Origin of the sequence: Streptomyces kanamyceticus (assembly GCF_008704495.1) — a bacterium.
Lineage (GTDB): Bacteria > Actinomycetota > Actinomycetes > Streptomycetales > Streptomycetaceae > Streptomyces > Streptomyces kanamyceticus.
In genome coordinates this window covers 2,714,881-2,730,723 of record NZ_CP023699.1, presented here as the reverse complement: position 1 = coordinate 2,730,723, position 15,843 = coordinate 2,714,881, and the positions used below count along the sequence as shown (strand labels likewise).

Here is a 15,843-nt window from a genome sequence, read left to right as displayed (position 1 = left end):
CGCCTTGACGGAAGCCTGGTCCGTACCTATGGTCACGGGCCAACGCGCGCGTTCAGAAAGGCACTTGAAGTTCACATACGAGAACGGATGGTCCCCCCATGCCGGATGCCCCCGCACGCCATCGTCGCCGCGGCACACGCCTCTCCACAGGTGCGGCCGTCGCCTCCACGGCGGCGGCCCTCGTCGCCGGACTCCTCGCCTGGCCGGGAGCCGGGAAGGCCGACGCGGCCCCGACAGACTTCGCCCACCCCGGAGTCACCGTCTCCCGCGGCCAGCTCGACCTCGCCCGTGAGAAGGTCACCGCGGGCGCCCAGCCCTGGAAGTCCGCCTACGACCAGATGATGGGCAGCAAGTACGCCTCCCTCTCCCGCGCCCCCAAGCCCCGCGCGGTCGTCGAGTGCGGCTCCTACTCCGACCCCAACCACGGCTGCACCGACGAGCGCGAGGACGCCATCGCGGCGTACACCACCGCCCTCGCCTGGTACCTCACGCGTGACGAGCGCTACGCGAAGAAGTCCATCGAGCTGATGGACGCCTGGTCGGGCACGATCAAGGACCACACCAACAGCAACGCCCCGCTGCAGACCGGCTGGGCGGGCTCCAGCTGGCCGCGCGCCGCCGAGATCATCAAGCACACGTACACCGGATCCTGGGCGAACTCGGGCCGCTTCGCGACCATGTTGCGCACGGTCTATCTGCCCGAGGTCATCAACGGCTCGAAGTCCAACGGCAACTGGGAGCTGTCGATGATGGAGGCCGCCGTCGGCATCTCCGTCTTCCTGGAGGACAAGGCGTCCTACGACAAGGCGATGGCCACCTTCCGCACGCGCACGGCCGCCTACGTCTATCTCGCCTCCGACGGGCCGCTGCCGAAGACCGTGCCCAAGCAGAACCTCGACACCCGCGAGAAGATCGTCAAGTACTGGCAGGGCCAGGGGACGTTCACCACCGGGCTCACCCAGGAGACCTGCCGCGACTTCACCCACACCGGATACGGCCTCTCCGCGATCTCGCACATCGCCGAGACCAGCCGCATCCAGGGCCAGGACCTCTACGGCACGGACGTCGGCGAACGGCTGCGCCAGGGCCTCGGCTTCCAAGCCAAGTACGAACTGGGCGAGGCGCCGCCCGCCTCGCTCTGCGAGGGCACGATCAAGCGGGGCCTCGGACCGGTCACCGAGATCGGCTACAACGCACTCGCCGGACGCCTCGGCCACCCCATGGGCAATACCCAGAAGCTCACCGAACGCAACCGCCCGGCGGGCTCCAACAACCTCTTCGTGGCCTGGGAAACCCTGACCCACGCGGACAATCCGCGCTGATCCAGCCCTTGTCGGGCCGGGCATCGGGTGACAATACTGGCGCCCGGCCCCTGCGGACCCAGGGGCGTACCAGGGGAGTGTGCAGTGGTCGTGGGCGCCGGGGACATGGTCGTCGTGGAGGATCTCCACCGGACGTACGGCAGCGGGGCCTCCGCCGTGCACGCGTTGCGCGGGGTCTCCTTCAGCGTGCCGCGCGGTGAGCTCGTCGCCCTCAAGGGGCGCTCGGGATCCGGCAAGACCACACTGCTCAACCTCGTCGGCGGGCTCGACGCCCCCGACGCGGGCCGGATCACCGTCGACGGCCTGGAGCTCGGGAGCCTCGGCGAGAGCGGCCTCCTGGAGCTGCGCAGGGACCGGGTCGGCTTCATCTTCCAGTCCTTCGGCCTCATCCCCATCCTCAGTGCCGCCGAGAACGTCGGCGTACCCCTGCGGCTGTGCAGGACGGACCCGCGCGAGCGGGAGGAGCGGGTCGCCCTGCTCCTCGCCCTCGTCGGTCTCGCGGACCACGCCGAGCAGCGCCCGGGCGAGCTCTCCGGAGGGCAGCAGCAGCGGGTTGCCATCGCCCGCGCCCTCGCGAACAAGCCCGCGCTGCTGATCGCGGACGAGCCCACCGGGCAGCTCGACGCGGAGACGGGGCTCGCGGTGATGGAGCTGCTCCGCGCGGTCGTGCGCAGCGAGGGCGTCACCGCACTGGTCGCCACCCACGACGCGACGCTGCTCGGCCTCGCCGACCGGGTGCTCGAACTGGGCGACGGCGAGATCGTCGAGCACGGAGCCGCCCCCGCCCTGCACGCGTAGCAGGCACAGCGCGCACAAGGTCCACATCCCGCCCGCATCAGGGTTATGTCAAGGAGCGCGCCCCCGTACCCCCTCGTCCGTAATGCCGGAATTGGTGGCCGTAAGGTCGACGCTGCGTACACAGCAGTTTCGGGAAGACAATGGGGCCATGGCACGCGGCAAGCTTCGGATATACCTCGGTGCGGCACCGGGCGTCGGCAAGACGTACGCGATGCTCTCCGAGGCACATCGCCGTGTCGAGCGCGGCACCGACTGCGTGGTCGCGTTCGTGGAGCACCACGACAGGCCGCGCACCGAGGTGATGCTGCACGGCCTGGAGCAGGTGACCCGCAAGGACCTGGAGTACCGGGGCACGGCGTTCACCGAGATGGACGTGGACGCGGTCCTGGAGCGCGCCCCCGCCGTCGCCCTGGTCGACGAGCTCGCCCACACCAACGTCCCCGGATCGCGCAACGCCAAGCGCTGGCAGGACGTGGAGGAGCTCCTCCAGGCGGGCATCGACGTCGTCTCCACCGTGAACATCCAGCACCTGGAGTCCCTCGGCGACGTCGTGGAGTCCATCACCGGCGTACGACAGCGCGAGACGGTGCCCGACGAGGTGGTGCGCCGCGCCGACCAGATCGAGCTGGTCGACATGTCGCCCCAGGCGCTGCGCCGCCGCATGGCGCACGGCAACATCTACAAGCCGGACCGCATCGACGCCTCCCTCTCCAACTACTTCCGGCCGGGCAACCTCACCGCCCTGCGCGAACTCGCGCTGCTCTGGGTCGCCGACCGCGTGGACGAGTACCTCCAGCAATACCGGGGCGAGCACAACATCCGCTCCACCTGGCAGGCCCGCGAGCGCATCGTCGTGGGCCTGACCGGCGGGCCCGAGGGCCGCACGCTGATAAGACGCGCGTCCCGCATGGCCGCCAAGGGCTCGGGCAGCGAGATCCTCGCCGTCTACATAGCCCGCAGCGACGGCCTGACCGCCGCGTCGCCCAAGGAGCTCGCGCTCCAGCGCACCCTCGTCGAAGACCTCGGCGGCACCTTCCACCACGTCATCGGCGACGACATACCGGCCGCGCTCCTCGACTTCGCGCGCGGCGTCAACGCCACCCAGATCGTCCTCGGCTCCTCGCGCCGCAAGACCTGGCAGTACGTCTTCGGGCCCGGCGTCGGCGCGACCGTCGCCCGCGAATCGGGACCCGACCTCGACGTCCACATCGTCACGCACGGCGAGGTGGCCAAGGGGCGCGGCCTGCCCGTCGCGCGCGGCGCGCGGCTCGGCCGCTCCCGGATCATCTGGGGCTGGCTGGTAGGCGTCGGCGGCCCGAGCCTCCTGACGGTGCTGCTCACCAACATCGACGCCGACCTCGGTCTCGCCAACGACATGCTGCTGTTCCTGACGCTGACCGTGGCGGCCGCGCTGGTCGGCGGCCTGCTCCCGGCCCTGGCCTCGGCGGCGTTCGGCTCGCTGCTCCTCAACTACTACTTCACACCGCCGCTGCACCTGTGGACGGTCTCCAACAACAAGAACATCGTCGCCATCGCCGTCTTCGTGGGCGTCGCGGTGTCGGTGGCCTCCGTCGTGGACCTCGCGGCCCGGCGCACCCATCAGGCGGCCAGGCTGCGCGCCGAATCGGAAATACTGTCGTTCCTCGCGGGCAGCGTGCTGCGCGGCGAGACCAGCCTGGAGGCCCTCCTGGAACGGGTCCGCGAGACCTTCGCCATGGAGTCCGTCGCCCTCCTGGAGCGCGCGGGGGACACCGACCCCTGGACCTGCGCGGGCAGCGTCGGCGACGGCCGTCCGATGGTCCGGCCCGAGGACGCCGACGTGGACATGCCCGTCGGTGACCACATGGCCCTCGCGCTCTCGGGCCGGGTGCTGCCCGCGGAGGACCGCCGCGTCCTCGCCGCGTTCGCCGCGCAGGCCGCCGTCGTCCTGGACCGCAAGCGCCTGCAGTCCGAGGCCGACCAGGCCCGCGCGCTCGCCGAGGGCAATCGCATCCGCACCGCGCTGCTCGCCGCCGTCAGCCACGACCTGCGTACGCCGCTCGCGGGCATCAAGGCCGCCGTGTCCTCGCTGCGTTCCGACGACGTCGAATGGTCCGAGGAGGACGAGGCGGAACTCCTGGAGGGCATCGAGGACGGCGCCGACCGCCTGGAACACCTGGTCGGCAACCTCCTGGACATGTCCCGCCTGCAGACCGGCACCGTCACCCCGCTCATCCGCGAGATCGACCTCGACGAGGTCGTGCCGATGGCGCTCGGCGGCGTACCCGACGGCAGCGCGGAACTCGACATCCCCGAGACGCTGCCGATGGTCGCCGTCGACAAGGGCCTCCTGGAGCGCGCGGTCGCCAACATCGTCGAGAACGCCGTGAAGTACGCCCCCCACGGCGAGCCCGTGAAGGTCTCCGCGAGCGCCCTGGGCGAGCGCGTGGAGGTCCGCGTGGTGGACCGCGGCCCCGGCGTCCCCGATACCGCCAAGGACCGCATCTTCGCGCCGTTCCAGCGCTACGGTGACGCTCCGCGCGGTGCGGGCGTGGGCCTGGGCCTCGCGGTCGCCCGCGGCTTCGTCGAGGCGATGGGCGGCACGCTCACCGCCGAGGACACCCCGGGCGGCGGCCTCACCATGGTCCTCACCCTGCGGGCGGCGGCCGGACGGCCGCCGGTCCGCCCCGATCTCTCCGCCCAGGTCACCTCGTGACCCGGGACCAGGCCCAGCTCCAGAAGCCGGAAAGGCAGGTACGCATGACCCGGGTGCTCGTGGTCGACGACGAGCCGCAGATCGTACGCGCCCTCGTGATCAACCTGAAGGCGCGCAAGTACGAGGTGGACGCGGCCCCCGACGGCGCGACGGCGCTGCAGCTCGCCGCGGCCCGCCACCCCGACGTGATCGTGCTCGACCTCGGTCTGCCCGACATGGACGGCGTGGAGGTCATCAGGGGCCTGCGCGGCTGGACGCGCGTGCCGATCCTCGTCCTCTCCGCCCGGCACAGCTCGGACGAGAAGGTCGAGGCGCTGGACGCGGGCGCGGACGACTACGTCACCAAGCCCTTCGGCATGGACGAGCTCCTCGCCCGGCTGCGCGCCGCCGTCCGCAGGGCCGAGCCCACCGGCTCCGGCGACGACGACGTCATGGTGGACACCGAGGACTTCACCGTCGACCTGGCCGCCAAGAAGGTCAACAGGGGCGGCCGCGACGTGCGCCTGACCCCCACGGAGTGGCACCTCCTGGAGGTCCTGGTCCGCAACACGGGCCGCCTGGTCAGCCAGAAGCAGCTGCTCCAGGAGGTCTGGGGCCCCTCGTACGGCACGGAGACGAACTACCTGCGCGTCTACATGGCACAGCTGCGCCGCAAGCTGGAGACGGACCCCGCGCACCCGCGGCACTTCATCACCGAACCGGGGATGGGCTACCGCTTCGAGAAGTGACCGGATTGCTGGCTTCAGCGACCGCCGGAACGGGTACTGAGCGGGCATAAGCACAGATGAGCGCACCCCATGCCGCTGTGTCCACGTCCCCCGGTACGCTTCTGTTATGAGTGCTGTTCCTGGTTCCGAAAAGCCGGCAGGCCGTTTCCGGCGCATGCTCGACCGGCTGTCCTCCTCCCAGGAGGACCTGGAGTCGGAGGAGCTGCGTGAGGACGCCGAGACGGCGGGATGCGTCCGCATCGGCGACTGCCACGACCGCCAGATCGTCACCGTTACTGGTACCTTGCGCACGGTCACCCTGCGGCCACGCGCCGGAGTCCCGGCCCTGGAGGCCGAGCTCTTCGACGGTTCGGCGGCGCTGGACGTGGTGTGGCTCGGCAGGCGCTCCATCGTGGGGATCGAACCGGGGCGCAAGCTGATCGCGTCCGGCCGGATCTCGATGAGCAGGGGCCGCCGGGTGCTCTTCAACCCGAAGTACGAACTCAGACCCCTCGGACGGGAGTAGCCGGTGACGTCCCTCGACAAGCCGACGGACCAGGGAAACACGGATCAGGACGCCGATTCCAGGGCCGTGACCGAAGCCGCGCTCTTCGAGGCATTCGGCGGCGTGCGGGGCATGGTGGAGACGGTCGTACCCGGCCTGCTCTTCGTGACCATCTTCACGATCAACAAGGACCTGCACATGTCGGCCATCGCGGCCCTCGCGGTGTCCCTGGTGCTCGTCGTGGTCCGGCTGGTCATGAAGGACACCGTCAAGCACGCCTTCAGCGGAGTCTTCGGTGTGGCCTTCGGTGTGGTCTTCGCGATGATGACCGGCAACGCGAAGGACTTCTACCTGCCCGGCATGCTCTACACGCTGGGCCTCGCCCTGGCGTACATCATCACGACCCTCGCGGGCGCCCCGCTGATCGGCCTGATCCTGGGCCCGGTCTTCAAGGAGAACCTCTCCTGGCGGACCCGCAATCCGGGCCGCAAGAAGGCGTACGCCAAGGCCAGCTGGGCCTGGGGCCTGATCCTGCTCGCCAAGTGCGCGATCCTCTTCCCGCTCTACTGGTGGGGGGACACCACGCAGTTCGGCTGGGTCCTGGTCGCCCTGAAGATCCCGCCGTTCCTGCTCGCCGTCTATCTGACCTGGGTCTTCCTGGCGAAGGCGCCGCCGCCGATTGACGTCTTCGCTGAGATGGAAGCGGCGGAGAAGGAAGAGGAAGCGCGTAAGGCCGCGCGGCCTTAACGGACTTCGGCATGCGCCCCGGACGGGGCGCGCCCCGTAGGGGCGCGGGGAACTGCGCGCTCAGCCCCCACGCACCCGCAGGTGCGACGTGAACGCGAGGGGGGGCGCCCGGACTGATCCGGGCGCCCCCCCTCGCGTCATTCTTGGCTGCCGCGCCGTCGTGGCTGGTCGCGCAGTTCCCCGCGCCCCTTACGGGGCGCACTGCCCCGTGCCGCTTAGGGGGCAGCCTCCTCGCGGCGTACCGAGAGAAGGTCCTCCAGCTGCTCCTCACGCGCCTGCGCCGCGACGAAGAGGAGTTCGTCGCCCGCCTCCAGGGAATCGTCGGGCGTCGGCGCCAGCACCCGCGTGCCGCGGATGATCGTGACCAGGGACGTGTCCTCGGGCCACTGGACGTCGCCGACCCGTGTGCCCGCGAGGGCCGACTCGGGCGGCAGCGTCAGTTCGACGAGGTTCGCGTCGCCGTGGCTGAAGCGGAGCAGCCGGACGAGATCGCCGACGCTCACCGCCTCCTCGACGAGCGCGGACATCAGACGCGGCGTGGAGACCGCGACGTCGACGCCCCAGGACTCGTTGAAGAGCCACTCGTTCTTGGGGTTGTTCACGCGGGCGACGACCCTCGGGACGCCGTACTCGGTCTTGGCGAGCAGCGAGACGACGAGGTTGACCTTGTCGTCGCCGGTCGCGGCGATCACGACGTTGCAGCGCTGAAGCGCCGCCTCGTCGAGCGAGGTGATCTCGCAGGCGTCGGCGAGCAGCCACTCGGCCTGCGGGACGCGCTCGACCGAGATGGCGGTCGGCGCCTTGTCGATGAGAAGGACCTCGTGGCCGTTCTCCAGGAGCTCACCGGCGATGGAACGGCCCACCGCACCGGCTCCGGCAATGGCGACCCTCATCACTGACCGCCCTCCTCGGGGCCTTCGGCGAATGCCGCCTCGACCTTGTCCACGTCACCGGTGCGCATCATCACGTGCACCAGATCGCCTTCCTGCAGCACCGTCTGCGAGGTCGGCAGGACCGCCTCGCCCAGCCGGGTGAGGAAGGCGACGCGTACGCCGGTCTCCTCCTGGAGCTGGCTGATCTTGTGCCCGATCCACGCGGTCGACGCGTGCACCTCGGCGAGCTGCACACCACCGGTGGGGTCGCGCCACAGCGGCTCGGCGCCGGACGGGAGCAGCCTGCGCAGCATCTGGTCGGCGGTCCAGCGGACCGTGGCGACCGTCGGGATGCCCAGGCGCTGGTAGACCTCCGCGCGGCGCGGGTCGTAGATGCGGGCCGCGACGTTCTCGATGCCGAACATCTCGCGGGCGACCCGCGCGGCGATGATGTTCGAGTTGTCGCCGCTGGAGACGGCGGCGAAGGCGCCCGCCTCCTCGATGCCCGCCTCGCGCAGGGTGTCCTGGTCGAAGCCGACGCCGGTCACCCGGCGGCCGCCGAAACCGGAGCCGAGGCGGCGGAAGGCCGTGGGGTCCTGGTCGACGACCGCGACCGTGTGCCCCTGTTGTTCAAGGTTCTGCGCGAGAGCGGATCCGACTCTCCCGCAGCCCATGATGACGATGTGCACCTGTCCTTTACCCCGCACTCCTGGTCATCCCGCTGACCTGCGAAAACATCGTGCTCACTCTTCTCTCTCAGTTCTGCTGGCAACAACGGGGCAACAGCGTGCGGCGTTGCCAAGAGACGAGCTTAAGCCGCAACAGCGCCCTTGTACTCACCCGTGTGCTCACCCGCGTCCGATCGCGGGCTGATAGGCGCCCGATAGTCCCCTTCCGTGCACTGGGTGGGGACAGGGCGGCTGAGGCGCCGAGGGTCGGACGAGGGTGGCGGGCATGGTGGCGAACAGGCTTGGCGGGGACTTCACCGGGGCGGTGCTCGGCCCCGGCGACCCGGCGTACGACGCGGCGCGCCGGGTGTGGAACGGCACGGTCGACCGGCGGCCCGCGCTGATCGCCCGCTGTCACGGTGCGGGTGACGTCGCCGCGGCGCTGCGGTACGCGGTGGCCGAGGGGCTCCCCGTCTCGGTACGCGGCGGTGGGCACAACGTCGCGGGTACCGCGGTCGCCGACGGTGCGCTCCTGATCGACCTGTCGCCGATGCGTGCGGTGACGGTAGACGCGGCCGCCGGGCTCGCTGTCGCCGAGGGCGGCTGTCTCCTGGGCGACCTGGACGCTGCCACCACGCCGTACGGCCTCGCCTGCCCCGCGGGTGTGGTCTCGCACACCGGGCTCGGCGGGCTCGCGCTGGGCGGCGGCTACGGCTGGCTCGCCCGGAAGTGGGGCCTGACCTGCGACCACCTGGAGGCCGCCGAGGTCGTCCTGGCCGACGGGAGCATCGTCGAGGTGACCGGCCACCGGCACCCCGAGCTGCTGTGGGCGCTGCGCGGCGGCGGCGGGAACTTCGGCGTGGTCACCCGCTTCACGCTGCGGCTGCGGCCGGTCGGGCCCGTGTACCTCCGGCGCGCGGTGTACCCCGTGGCCCAGGCGGGCCCGGTCCTCGCCGCCTACCAGGAGTTCGCCGAGGCGCAGGGCGCGGACCTGCACGCGGTCGGCACGCTGCGGTGCGCGGCGGCGAACGCCTGGGTGCCCGCGGAGCTCGACGGGCGGCCCGCGCTGTACCTCTCCACCGCCTGGTTCGGCGACCCGGCCTACGGCCACACCGTCACCGAAGCCCTGCACGGCGCCGTCGCCCCCGCCGGGGCCGCCGAGGAAGTCCTCCCGTACGCCGCGCTCCAGGCACTCGGCGACACGTCCGAGCCGCACGGCCACCGCTACTACACCAAGTCCTGCTACCTCACCGGAATGTCGGCCGCCGCGGACGAACTCGCCGCCGCCACGACGGAGATCACGGCGCCGCTCTCCACGATCGACTTCGAGTTCCTGCGCGGCGCCATCGCCGAGGACGGCGGACACTCCGCCTTCCCCAACCGCGACGCCCCCTACATCTGCACCGCCTCCGCGCACTGGACCGACGCGGCCGACGACGACCGCAACGCCGCGTGGTCCCGGCGCACCATCGGGCGGCTCGACTCCTGGCGGCACCACGGCGTCTACGTCAATTACCAGGAGGACAGCGGGAATTCCCGCGCCATGGACACCTACGGCGGTCCCCGCTACCGGCAACTCGCCGAGGTGAAAAGGAAGTACGACCCGCACAACCTCTTCCGAGGCAATCAGAACATCCGCCCCAGCGAATGAATTCATGAGCCAGCAGTCGTGAGTGAGAAGGAGTGAGGATCATGCAGAAGAGCATCATGGAGACCGCCGGGCACTTCGCGCCGCCGCGCACCTGGGGCGCGGAACCGGACGCCTTCATCCGCGCACTGCGCTCCCCTTGGTACGGCCTGGTCGCCGATCTGGAGGACCTGGTGCTCAGGGCGACCGTGGAGTACGCCCACTCCCGCGGCCTGCGGGCGATGTACCTGCCGATGACGACGCGGACCATCACCTGCCCGTCCGGGCTCGGCAGCGACTCGGAGCCGGTGCCGGTGACGGTCTCCGGAGTGGACACCTATCTGCCCGACTCCATGCAGTTCCTCCTGGAGTACGGCTGCAGGCTCGCGCCCGGCGGCTGCTACAACGTCCTGCCGTCCTTCCGCGGCGAGCAGCCCGACCGCACGCACCTGGGCCAGTACGTCCACAGCGAGGCCGAAATCCCGGGCGGGCTCGACGACTTGATCGAGTACGTCGAGGGCTACGTGCGCCACCTGGCGGGCAGCATGCTCGACCAGTACGGGGCCAGGCTGACCGAACGGGCGGGCGACGTCGCGCACCTGGAGCGGATGGCCGGGCACTCCGGCGGCTTCGAGCGGCTCACCTTCGACGAGGCGGCCCACCTGCTCAGGAACGACGAGGGCACCATCCGCGACGAGGGCGACTGGCGCACGCTCACCAAGCGCGGGGAGCACCTGCTCATGGAGCGGGTCAGCGAATTCGTCTGGGTCACCCACTTCGACCACCTCTCCAACCCCTTCTACCAGGCCTTCTCGGACAGCACTCAGCGCAGCGCCAACAATGCCGACCTGCTGTTCGGCATGGGCGAGGTGGTCGGTTCCGGGGAGCGGCACATCGGCAGCGGCGACGTACGCAAGGCGCTCGCCATGCACGACGTGCCGGAGCGCGACTACGCCTGGTACGTGAACATGAAGGACGAATTCCCCATGCACACCTCCGGGTTCGGCATGGGCGTCGAGCGGTTCTTGATGTGGGTCCTCAAGCACGACGACATCCGTGACATTCCGCTGATCTCGCGGGTCGCCGAGGAGAAGTCGTGGCCCGAGAGCGTCGACCGTCCCTGAGAACGTCCCGCCCCCCGTACGCAAGGAGTTCTGGGCATGCCGAAAATCCTCTTCGCCAATCCCAACAGCCGCGCCATGGTGGCGCGTCCCGAGGACATACCCGTCGACGTACGGCCGTTCTACGACGTCATCGGCGACCGGCTTCTCTGGTCGCTGGAGAGCGGTGACATCGCCGTCATTCCCGGGCCCGTCAACAAGGACTTCCTGGGCTATCTCGCCGACACGCTCGGCCTGTTGCCGGAGGAATTCACCGTACTGAGCCTGCGCGACCACGCCTCGGCGAGCTGGTACCCGGACAGCAATCCCGGGCTCGTCGAGGAGCTGCGCGACCGCATCGCGGCGAGCGGCGTCGGCGCGGACGCGTGGACCGTCGGCTGCTATCTGCACGACAGGGACGTCGCCCGCTGGGAGACGCTGCTCGGGGTCGGTCACGTCGAAGCGCGGCCGTTCGCGCAGAACATGGTCGAACTGGTCAACACCAAGTCGGTGTTCCGCGCCCTCGCGCTCGCCGCCGGGGTGCCGGTGCCGGAGGGGCGCGTCACCGACCCCGGCGCGGAACTCATCGACGCCGTCACGGAGTTGATGCCCCGTACGGGATCGGTGATCGTCAAGCAGGACCAGAACTCCGGCGGCGACGGCAACGTCCTGGTGACCACCGACCCCGACGTGGTCGGCCTCGGCGCCTACCGGGTGCTGCGGATCGCGGGCACGGGACGGGCGCGGGTGCGCGACGCGCTCGCCGAGGTGGGCCTCGCCGAGCCGCCGGTGCTGCCGCGCTACACCGCGGGCGCGCGCATCGTCGTGGAGGTCTACCACCCGTACGCCAAGACGCTCTCCTCGGAGCTGTACGTCCCGACGCACACCGCGCCGGTGCTGCTCAACTACGGCGACATGCGCATGGAGCCGGTGTGGAAGGGCTACGTCTTCCCGCCGCAGGACCTGGCGGGCCCTGACCATGCCCAACTCTGCGCCGACAGCCAGCAGATCGCGCTGCTCGCCCAGCGCATCGGCTACCACGGGCTCATCAACATCGACGCCGTACTCGACCAGCGGGGGCGGATGCTCTACACCGAGTTCAACGGGCGGGCCGGCGGTGCCACGAACATCGACGTCATCGCCCGGAGGCTGCTCGGTGCGGACTATCTGCGTACGCATGTCGTCGTGTCCCACAACTCGCTGCCCGCGCGGAGTCTGGGGGAGTTGCTCGCCCATCTGCGGGCGGCTGGGCAGCTGTTCTCCGCGGAGCGGGGGCACGGGGTGATCGTTGCCACGGACAGCACCCAGACGACCGGGACCGTCGAGCTGGTCTCCATCGGGCTTGACCGGGCACAGGCCGAGGGCCTGGAGGCGGAGGTCGAGGAGCATCTGCGCCGTGCGGAGGCGCCGTCCGTCTGAGAGCTTCCGCCGGACCGTGCATTCCTGCGGGGCCGTTGTGGCTGGTCGCGCAGTTCCCCGCGCCCCTGACGGGGCGCGGCTCTCCCCCTCAACTTCTCGCCTGGAGGCGTCATGCGCATCGGAATTCTCGGCTGGGACCGGGAGGAGACGGAGTCGGTCGGGCTGTCGCACGCGGGGAAGGAGCGCGGGCACGACGTCGCGCTCTTCACGCTCGACGACATCGCGCTGACCCGCACCGACTCGGGCTCCGAACCCACCGCTCTCGGCATTCCCGTCCGTCACTTCGACGTCATCGTGTCCCGGGCCGAGCTGAGGCCCGCCACCTTCCAGGCCGACCACGAGCGCTACGCGCTGCTCAGCGAGGTCCCCGGCGTCACCGTGCTCGACCCGGCCTTCACCTATCTCACCGCCGAGTGCAAGCTGCAGGGCCTGCACCGGCTCGCCGCCGCGGGGCTGCCCGTGGCGCCCACCCGGTCCTGCGGCTCGCTCGCGGACGTCACCGACGCCCTGGACGAGTGGGGGCCCCTGGTCCTGAAGCCGTCCTTCGGCTACGGCGGTACGGACGTGGAGCGGGTCTTCGACGTCCGGTCGGACCCGGCCGACCGGGCCGTGGTCGACCGGCTGTTCGCGACGTATCCGGTCCTGGTCTGCCAGCCCTACCTGCCGCACCCGGACGGGGACGTACGCATCACGCTGGTCGGCGACGAAGCGGTGCTCAACTGCCGTCGCGTACCGGCCGGTGGCGGGCTCTGGAAGGCCAACATCATGCAGGGCGCCACGTCCGTGCCCTTCGAGGCGGACGAGGAACTGCTCGACGTCTCGCGCAGGGCGGCCCGGCTCATGGGCATCACGATCGCGGCCCTGGACTTCCTGCCGAGCCCGGACGGCTATCGGATCGTCGAGATCAACAACACCCCCGGCTGGTATTTCGTCGACGAGGAGGAGCAGCGGCGCATCTGCCATGCGGTCCTCCGGTTCGTGGAGCGGACGGTATGACGAGCGTGCAGGAACCACCCGCGTCAGAGGCAGAGGAGACGACGGCGGAGGCCGGGCGCGGGCGCGGGGCAGGTCGGCTCCGGGCGGTCGCCGAGCTGCCGCGCGCCGTGAAGCTCGGCCTGGCCACGCTCTTCGTCATGAACGCCGCGACGTACGTGGCGTTCCCGCTGCTCGCCGTGAAGCTGACCACCGTCGACCACGCGTCCGCCGTGCAGATCGGCACCACGCTGACCGTCTTCCTGCTCGCCGCGCGCCTTACACCCGTCGTGGCGGGGCCGCTCGCCGACCGGTACGACCCGCGCATCGTCATGGCGATCGGCGCGCTCGCGCGCGCCATCGGCTTCCTCGGGCTCGGCCTCGGCCACGGCACGGGGCAGCTCCTCGTCTCGGCGTTCCTCGCCGGTGTGGGGGCGATCTACGAGGCGCCGGTCAGCGCGATGCTCGCCGCCCAGCCCGAACCCCTCAGGTCCCGTGCCTTCGCCCTGGAGAACGCGCTCCTGAACGCCGGGGTGATCGGCGGCCCCGCGCTGGCCGCCGCGCTGCTCGCGGTCGGGCCGCGGGCGCCGTTCGTCGCCAGCGGAGTGCTCTTCGTGCTGCTGCTCCTGGTGGTCCGCGGGATCACGATGCCCGGCGGCGGTGACAGCGAACAGGAGGCGCCGCAGAGCGTGTTGCGGCACTTCAAGAACGTCCTCGGGCATCGCTGGTTCGTCGGCTTCTGGCTGCTGATGCTGCCCTGGTGGTTCCTCTTCACCCAGCTGGGCGTCGCGGTACCGCTGCGCTCGGACGCGCTGGCCGACACCAGCTGGATCAGCGTGCTCTACCTGGCGAACGGCGTCGTCGGCATCACCAGCATCCTGTTCGTCAAGCGGCTCCACGACCGCTACGGGGCGCGCATGATGCCCGCGCTCGGCTACCTCCTGGTGGCCGTCGGGTTCGGTTCGGTGTCCTTCGGCGAGTCGCCGTGGTGGCTGCTCGCCTGCGTGGCCGTCTACTCCGTGGGCGAGACCGTCATCCTCTTCTCCTCGCAGCTCATCCTCGCCTCGTTCGCGGGCGGTTCGACGCGCGCCAGCTTCTTCGGGATCTACGCAGGGTCGTGGGCGCTCGGCGGCAGCGTGGGCAACTATGCGGGCAGCAGGCTCGCCGCGGACCCGCTCAGTCATACGCCCTGGCTGCTCTTCGGGGCCGTCGGGCTCGTCGCGGCCCTCGTCGCCGCGCTGACCTTCTCCCGCCGTGAGATCTGAGGAGCCGACCGTGCGAGCCGAGGAGCTGATGGAGATGCCGACGACGGCCTTCCGGCGGCTGATGTCCGTCCTCGACGGGTCCTTCGCCGACTACCGCGTCATCGACCACGAGGCGGAGGGGGAGACGCTGCGCGCCAGCGACCTGCGCGGGCACGAACCGGCGCAGGCGGCCAAGTGCATGGTCGTGCAGGTGCGCAGGAAGGCCCCCACGGAGCACGTCACGGTCCTCGCCGTGGTGCCGGGGGACCGGCGGGTCGACTTCAAGAAGGTGCGGCGGCTGTTCGGCGGCGCCGACGCCTCGCTGGCCGACCGGTCCCTCGCGGAGCGGATCACGGGCTGCGTCAGCGGCTGTGTCATCCCCTTCGCCTTCGACCCGGGGCTGCACCTGGTCGTCGATCCGGAGCTGCTGCTCCACGACGAGATCTACTTCAACGCGGCGCGCCTGGACCGGTCGATCGCCCTCGGCACGGAGCACTTCGTCGCCCTGAGCGAACCGCGCGTGGCGCCGATCGCGCGCTGAGGCTCTGCCGTCGGGGTCAGGACCCCGACGGCGTACGACGGGCGCGGAACGTCCGGCCCTTGGCGCGGTTTCCGCACTCGGCCATCTGGCACCACGTCCCCGAGCGGTTCTTGGAGTGGTCGTAGAAGACCCACAGACAGTCCTCGGCGGGACAGACCTTCAGACGCGGCCACGTCCCCTCGCGGGCGGCCGCGTCCACCAGCGCCAGGATGCGGCCGAGCGCCGGGCGCACACCGGTCCGCTCCTCGGGGCCCACGTAGGACGTGCCGTCGTCGCGGAACCTGAGCCGGATCACGGTGTCCGCGGCGAGGGTGTCCAGGGTGCGCGCGGCCGCCGGATCCATCGCGCGCCCCGAGTGGGTGGCGGCCAGGGCGCGCAGGGCCTCGCGGACCTCCAGAGCGGTGTGCCAGGCGCCGTCGTCGACCGGTGTCCCGGCGCCGATCAGCTCATGTCCCGCGAGCCATGTCCGCAGGTCGTCGGGGGAGTCGAGGCCGTCGCTGCGGGTCTCCAGGTCGCGTGTGTTGATGAATTCCCGGACCAGCTCCAGTGCGCCCGGTGCGTCCTGTCGCTTCATGCCTGCCCTCCATTGACTAACCGGTAAAACCTTTTGTAGGTTACTTCGTGGT

At 70.7% G+C, this 15,843-nt stretch carries 15 protein-coding genes; 12 read left to right on the top strand and 3 right to left on the bottom strand.

Annotated elements, in window-relative coordinates:
- Positions 1-98: 98 nt before the first annotated feature.
- From CP970_RS10800 to CP970_RS10775, 6 genes are all read left to right on the top strand, one after another.
- Positions 99-1,322, top strand: coding sequence for an alginate lyase family protein (locus CP970_RS10800; protein WP_055551029.1), 1,224 nt, complete (start codon positions 99-101; stop codon positions 1,320-1,322).
- Between the two features lie 105 nt (positions 1,323-1,427).
- The gene (locus tag CP970_RS10795) at positions 1,428-2,120 is read left to right on the top strand and encodes an ABC transporter ATP-binding protein (RefSeq protein WP_079043745.1); all 693 of its coding nucleotides are present in this window, start codon (positions 1,428-1,430) and stop codon (positions 2,118-2,120) included.
- 148 nt (positions 2,121-2,268) lie between these two features.
- A complete protein-coding gene (locus CP970_RS10790; protein WP_055551025.1) occupies positions 2,269-4,815 on the top strand; it encodes a sensor histidine kinase in 2,547 nt (848 codons plus the stop codon).
- Between the two features lie 44 nt (positions 4,816-4,859).
- Positions 4,860-5,543, top strand: coding sequence for a response regulator (locus CP970_RS10785; RefSeq protein ID WP_055551045.1), 684 nt, complete (start codon positions 4,860-4,862; stop codon positions 5,541-5,543).
- A 106-nt stretch (positions 5,544-5,649) separates the two neighbouring features.
- Complete coding sequence (locus CP970_RS10780; protein WP_079043742.1) at positions 5,650-6,048, top strand: OB-fold nucleic acid binding domain-containing protein; 399 nt, start codon at positions 5,650-5,652, stop codon at positions 6,046-6,048.
- A 3-nt stretch (positions 6,049-6,051) separates the two neighbouring features.
- Positions 6,052-6,774, top strand: coding sequence for a DUF3159 domain-containing protein (locus tag CP970_RS10775; RefSeq protein WP_055551023.1), 723 nt, complete (start codon positions 6,052-6,054; stop codon positions 6,772-6,774).
- Positions 6,775-6,989: 215 nt separating this feature from the next.
- On the opposite strand, the gene CP970_RS10770 is transcribed toward CP970_RS10775, so the two are convergent.
- Together CP970_RS10770 and CP970_RS10765 are read right to left on the bottom strand one after the other, a co-directional pair.
- Positions 6,990-7,667, bottom strand: a complete 678-nt coding sequence (locus CP970_RS10770) for a potassium channel family protein (RefSeq protein WP_055551021.1) — start codon at positions 7,665-7,667, stop codon at positions 6,990-6,992.
- Entirely contained in the window at positions 7,667-8,335 is a 669-nt protein-coding gene (locus CP970_RS10765; protein ID WP_055551019.1) for a potassium channel family protein, read from the bottom strand. Before CP970_RS10765 ends, CP970_RS10770 begins: the two co-directional genes overlap by 1 nt.
- 265 nt (positions 8,336-8,600) lie before the next feature.
- Between CP970_RS10765 and CP970_RS10760 the strand changes: the two genes are divergently transcribed.
- The 6 genes from CP970_RS10760 to CP970_RS10735 all read left to right on the top strand — a co-directional run bounded on the left by CP970_RS10760 (position 8,601) and on the right by CP970_RS10735 (position 15,217).
- Positions 8,601-9,965: an FAD-binding oxidoreductase gene (locus tag CP970_RS10760; protein ID WP_063806165.1), complete on the top strand. Its 1,365-nt coding sequence runs from the start codon at positions 8,601-8,603 to the stop codon at positions 9,963-9,965.
- 41 nt (positions 9,966-10,006) lie between these two features.
- Complete coding sequence (locus CP970_RS10755) at positions 10,007-11,065, top strand: amino acid--tRNA ligase-related protein (protein ID WP_055551017.1); 1,059 nt, start codon at positions 10,007-10,009, stop codon at positions 11,063-11,065.
- A gap of 36 nt (positions 11,066-11,101) precedes the next feature.
- The gene (locus CP970_RS10750) at positions 11,102-12,460 is read left to right on the top strand and encodes a preATP grasp domain-containing protein (RefSeq protein ID WP_055551015.1); all 1,359 of its coding nucleotides are present in this window, start codon (positions 11,102-11,104) and stop codon (positions 12,458-12,460) included.
- A 111-nt stretch (positions 12,461-12,571) separates the two neighbouring features.
- Positions 12,572-13,456: an ATP-grasp domain-containing protein gene (locus tag CP970_RS10745; RefSeq protein ID WP_055551013.1), complete on the top strand. Its 885-nt coding sequence runs from the start codon at positions 12,572-12,574 to the stop codon at positions 13,454-13,456.
- Entirely contained in the window at positions 13,453-14,697 is a 1,245-nt protein-coding gene (locus tag CP970_RS10740) for an MFS transporter (RefSeq protein ID WP_055551011.1), read from the top strand. Before CP970_RS10745 ends, CP970_RS10740 begins: the two co-directional genes overlap by 4 nt.
- A 10-nt stretch (positions 14,698-14,707) precedes the next feature.
- Positions 14,708-15,217 carry a YbaK/EbsC family protein gene (locus CP970_RS10735; RefSeq protein WP_317987149.1) on the top strand — a complete coding sequence of 170 codons (510 nt, stop codon included), beginning with the start codon at positions 14,708-14,710 and terminating at the stop codon, positions 15,215-15,217.
- 16 nt (positions 15,218-15,233) lie between these two features.
- On the opposite strand, the gene CP970_RS10730 is transcribed toward CP970_RS10735, so the two are convergent.
- Positions 15,234-15,791: a CGNR zinc finger domain-containing protein gene (locus tag CP970_RS10730; RefSeq protein WP_055551009.1), complete on the bottom strand. Its 558-nt coding sequence runs from the start codon at positions 15,789-15,791 to the stop codon at positions 15,234-15,236.
- Positions 15,792-15,843: the final 52 nt, after the last annotated feature.

Bases quoted from the DNA above. Each gene is read 5' to 3' on its own strand.
- CP970_RS10795 (WP_079043745.1), top strand. From the start codon at position 1,428: ATGGTCGTCGTGGAGGATCTCCACCGGACGTACGGCAGCGGGGCCTCC.
- CP970_RS10790 (WP_055551025.1), top strand. From the start codon at position 2,269: ATGGCACGCGGCAAGCTTCGGATATACCTCGGTGCGGCACCGGGCGTC.
- CP970_RS10745 (WP_055551013.1), top strand. From the start codon at position 12,572: ATGCGCATCGGAATTCTCGGCTGGGACCGGGAGGAGACGGAGTCGGTC.
- CP970_RS10750 (WP_055551015.1), top strand. From the start codon at position 11,102: ATGCCGAAAATCCTCTTCGCCAATCCCAACAGCCGCGCCATGGTGGCG.
- CP970_RS10740 (WP_055551011.1), top strand. From the start codon at position 13,453: ATGACGAGCGTGCAGGAACCACCCGCGTCAGAGGCAGAGGAGACGACG.
- CP970_RS10760 (WP_063806165.1), top strand. From the start codon at position 8,601: ATGGTGGCGAACAGGCTTGGCGGGGACTTCACCGGGGCGGTGCTCGGC.
- CP970_RS10730 (WP_055551009.1), bottom strand. From the start codon at position 15,791: ATGAAGCGACAGGACGCACCGGGCGCACTGGAGCTGGTCCGGGAATTC.
- CP970_RS10770 (WP_055551021.1), bottom strand. From the start codon at position 7,667: ATGAGGGTCGCCATTGCCGGAGCCGGTGCGGTGGGCCGTTCCATCGCC.
- CP970_RS10755 (WP_055551017.1), top strand. From the start codon at position 10,007: ATGCAGAAGAGCATCATGGAGACCGCCGGGCACTTCGCGCCGCCGCGC.
- CP970_RS10800 (WP_055551029.1), top strand. From the start codon at position 99: ATGCCGGATGCCCCCGCACGCCATCGTCGCCGCGGCACACGCCTCTCC.
- CP970_RS10785 (WP_055551045.1), top strand. From the start codon at position 4,860: ATGACCCGGGTGCTCGTGGTCGACGACGAGCCGCAGATCGTACGCGCC.
- CP970_RS10780 (WP_079043742.1), top strand. From the start codon at position 5,650: ATGAGTGCTGTTCCTGGTTCCGAAAAGCCGGCAGGCCGTTTCCGGCGC.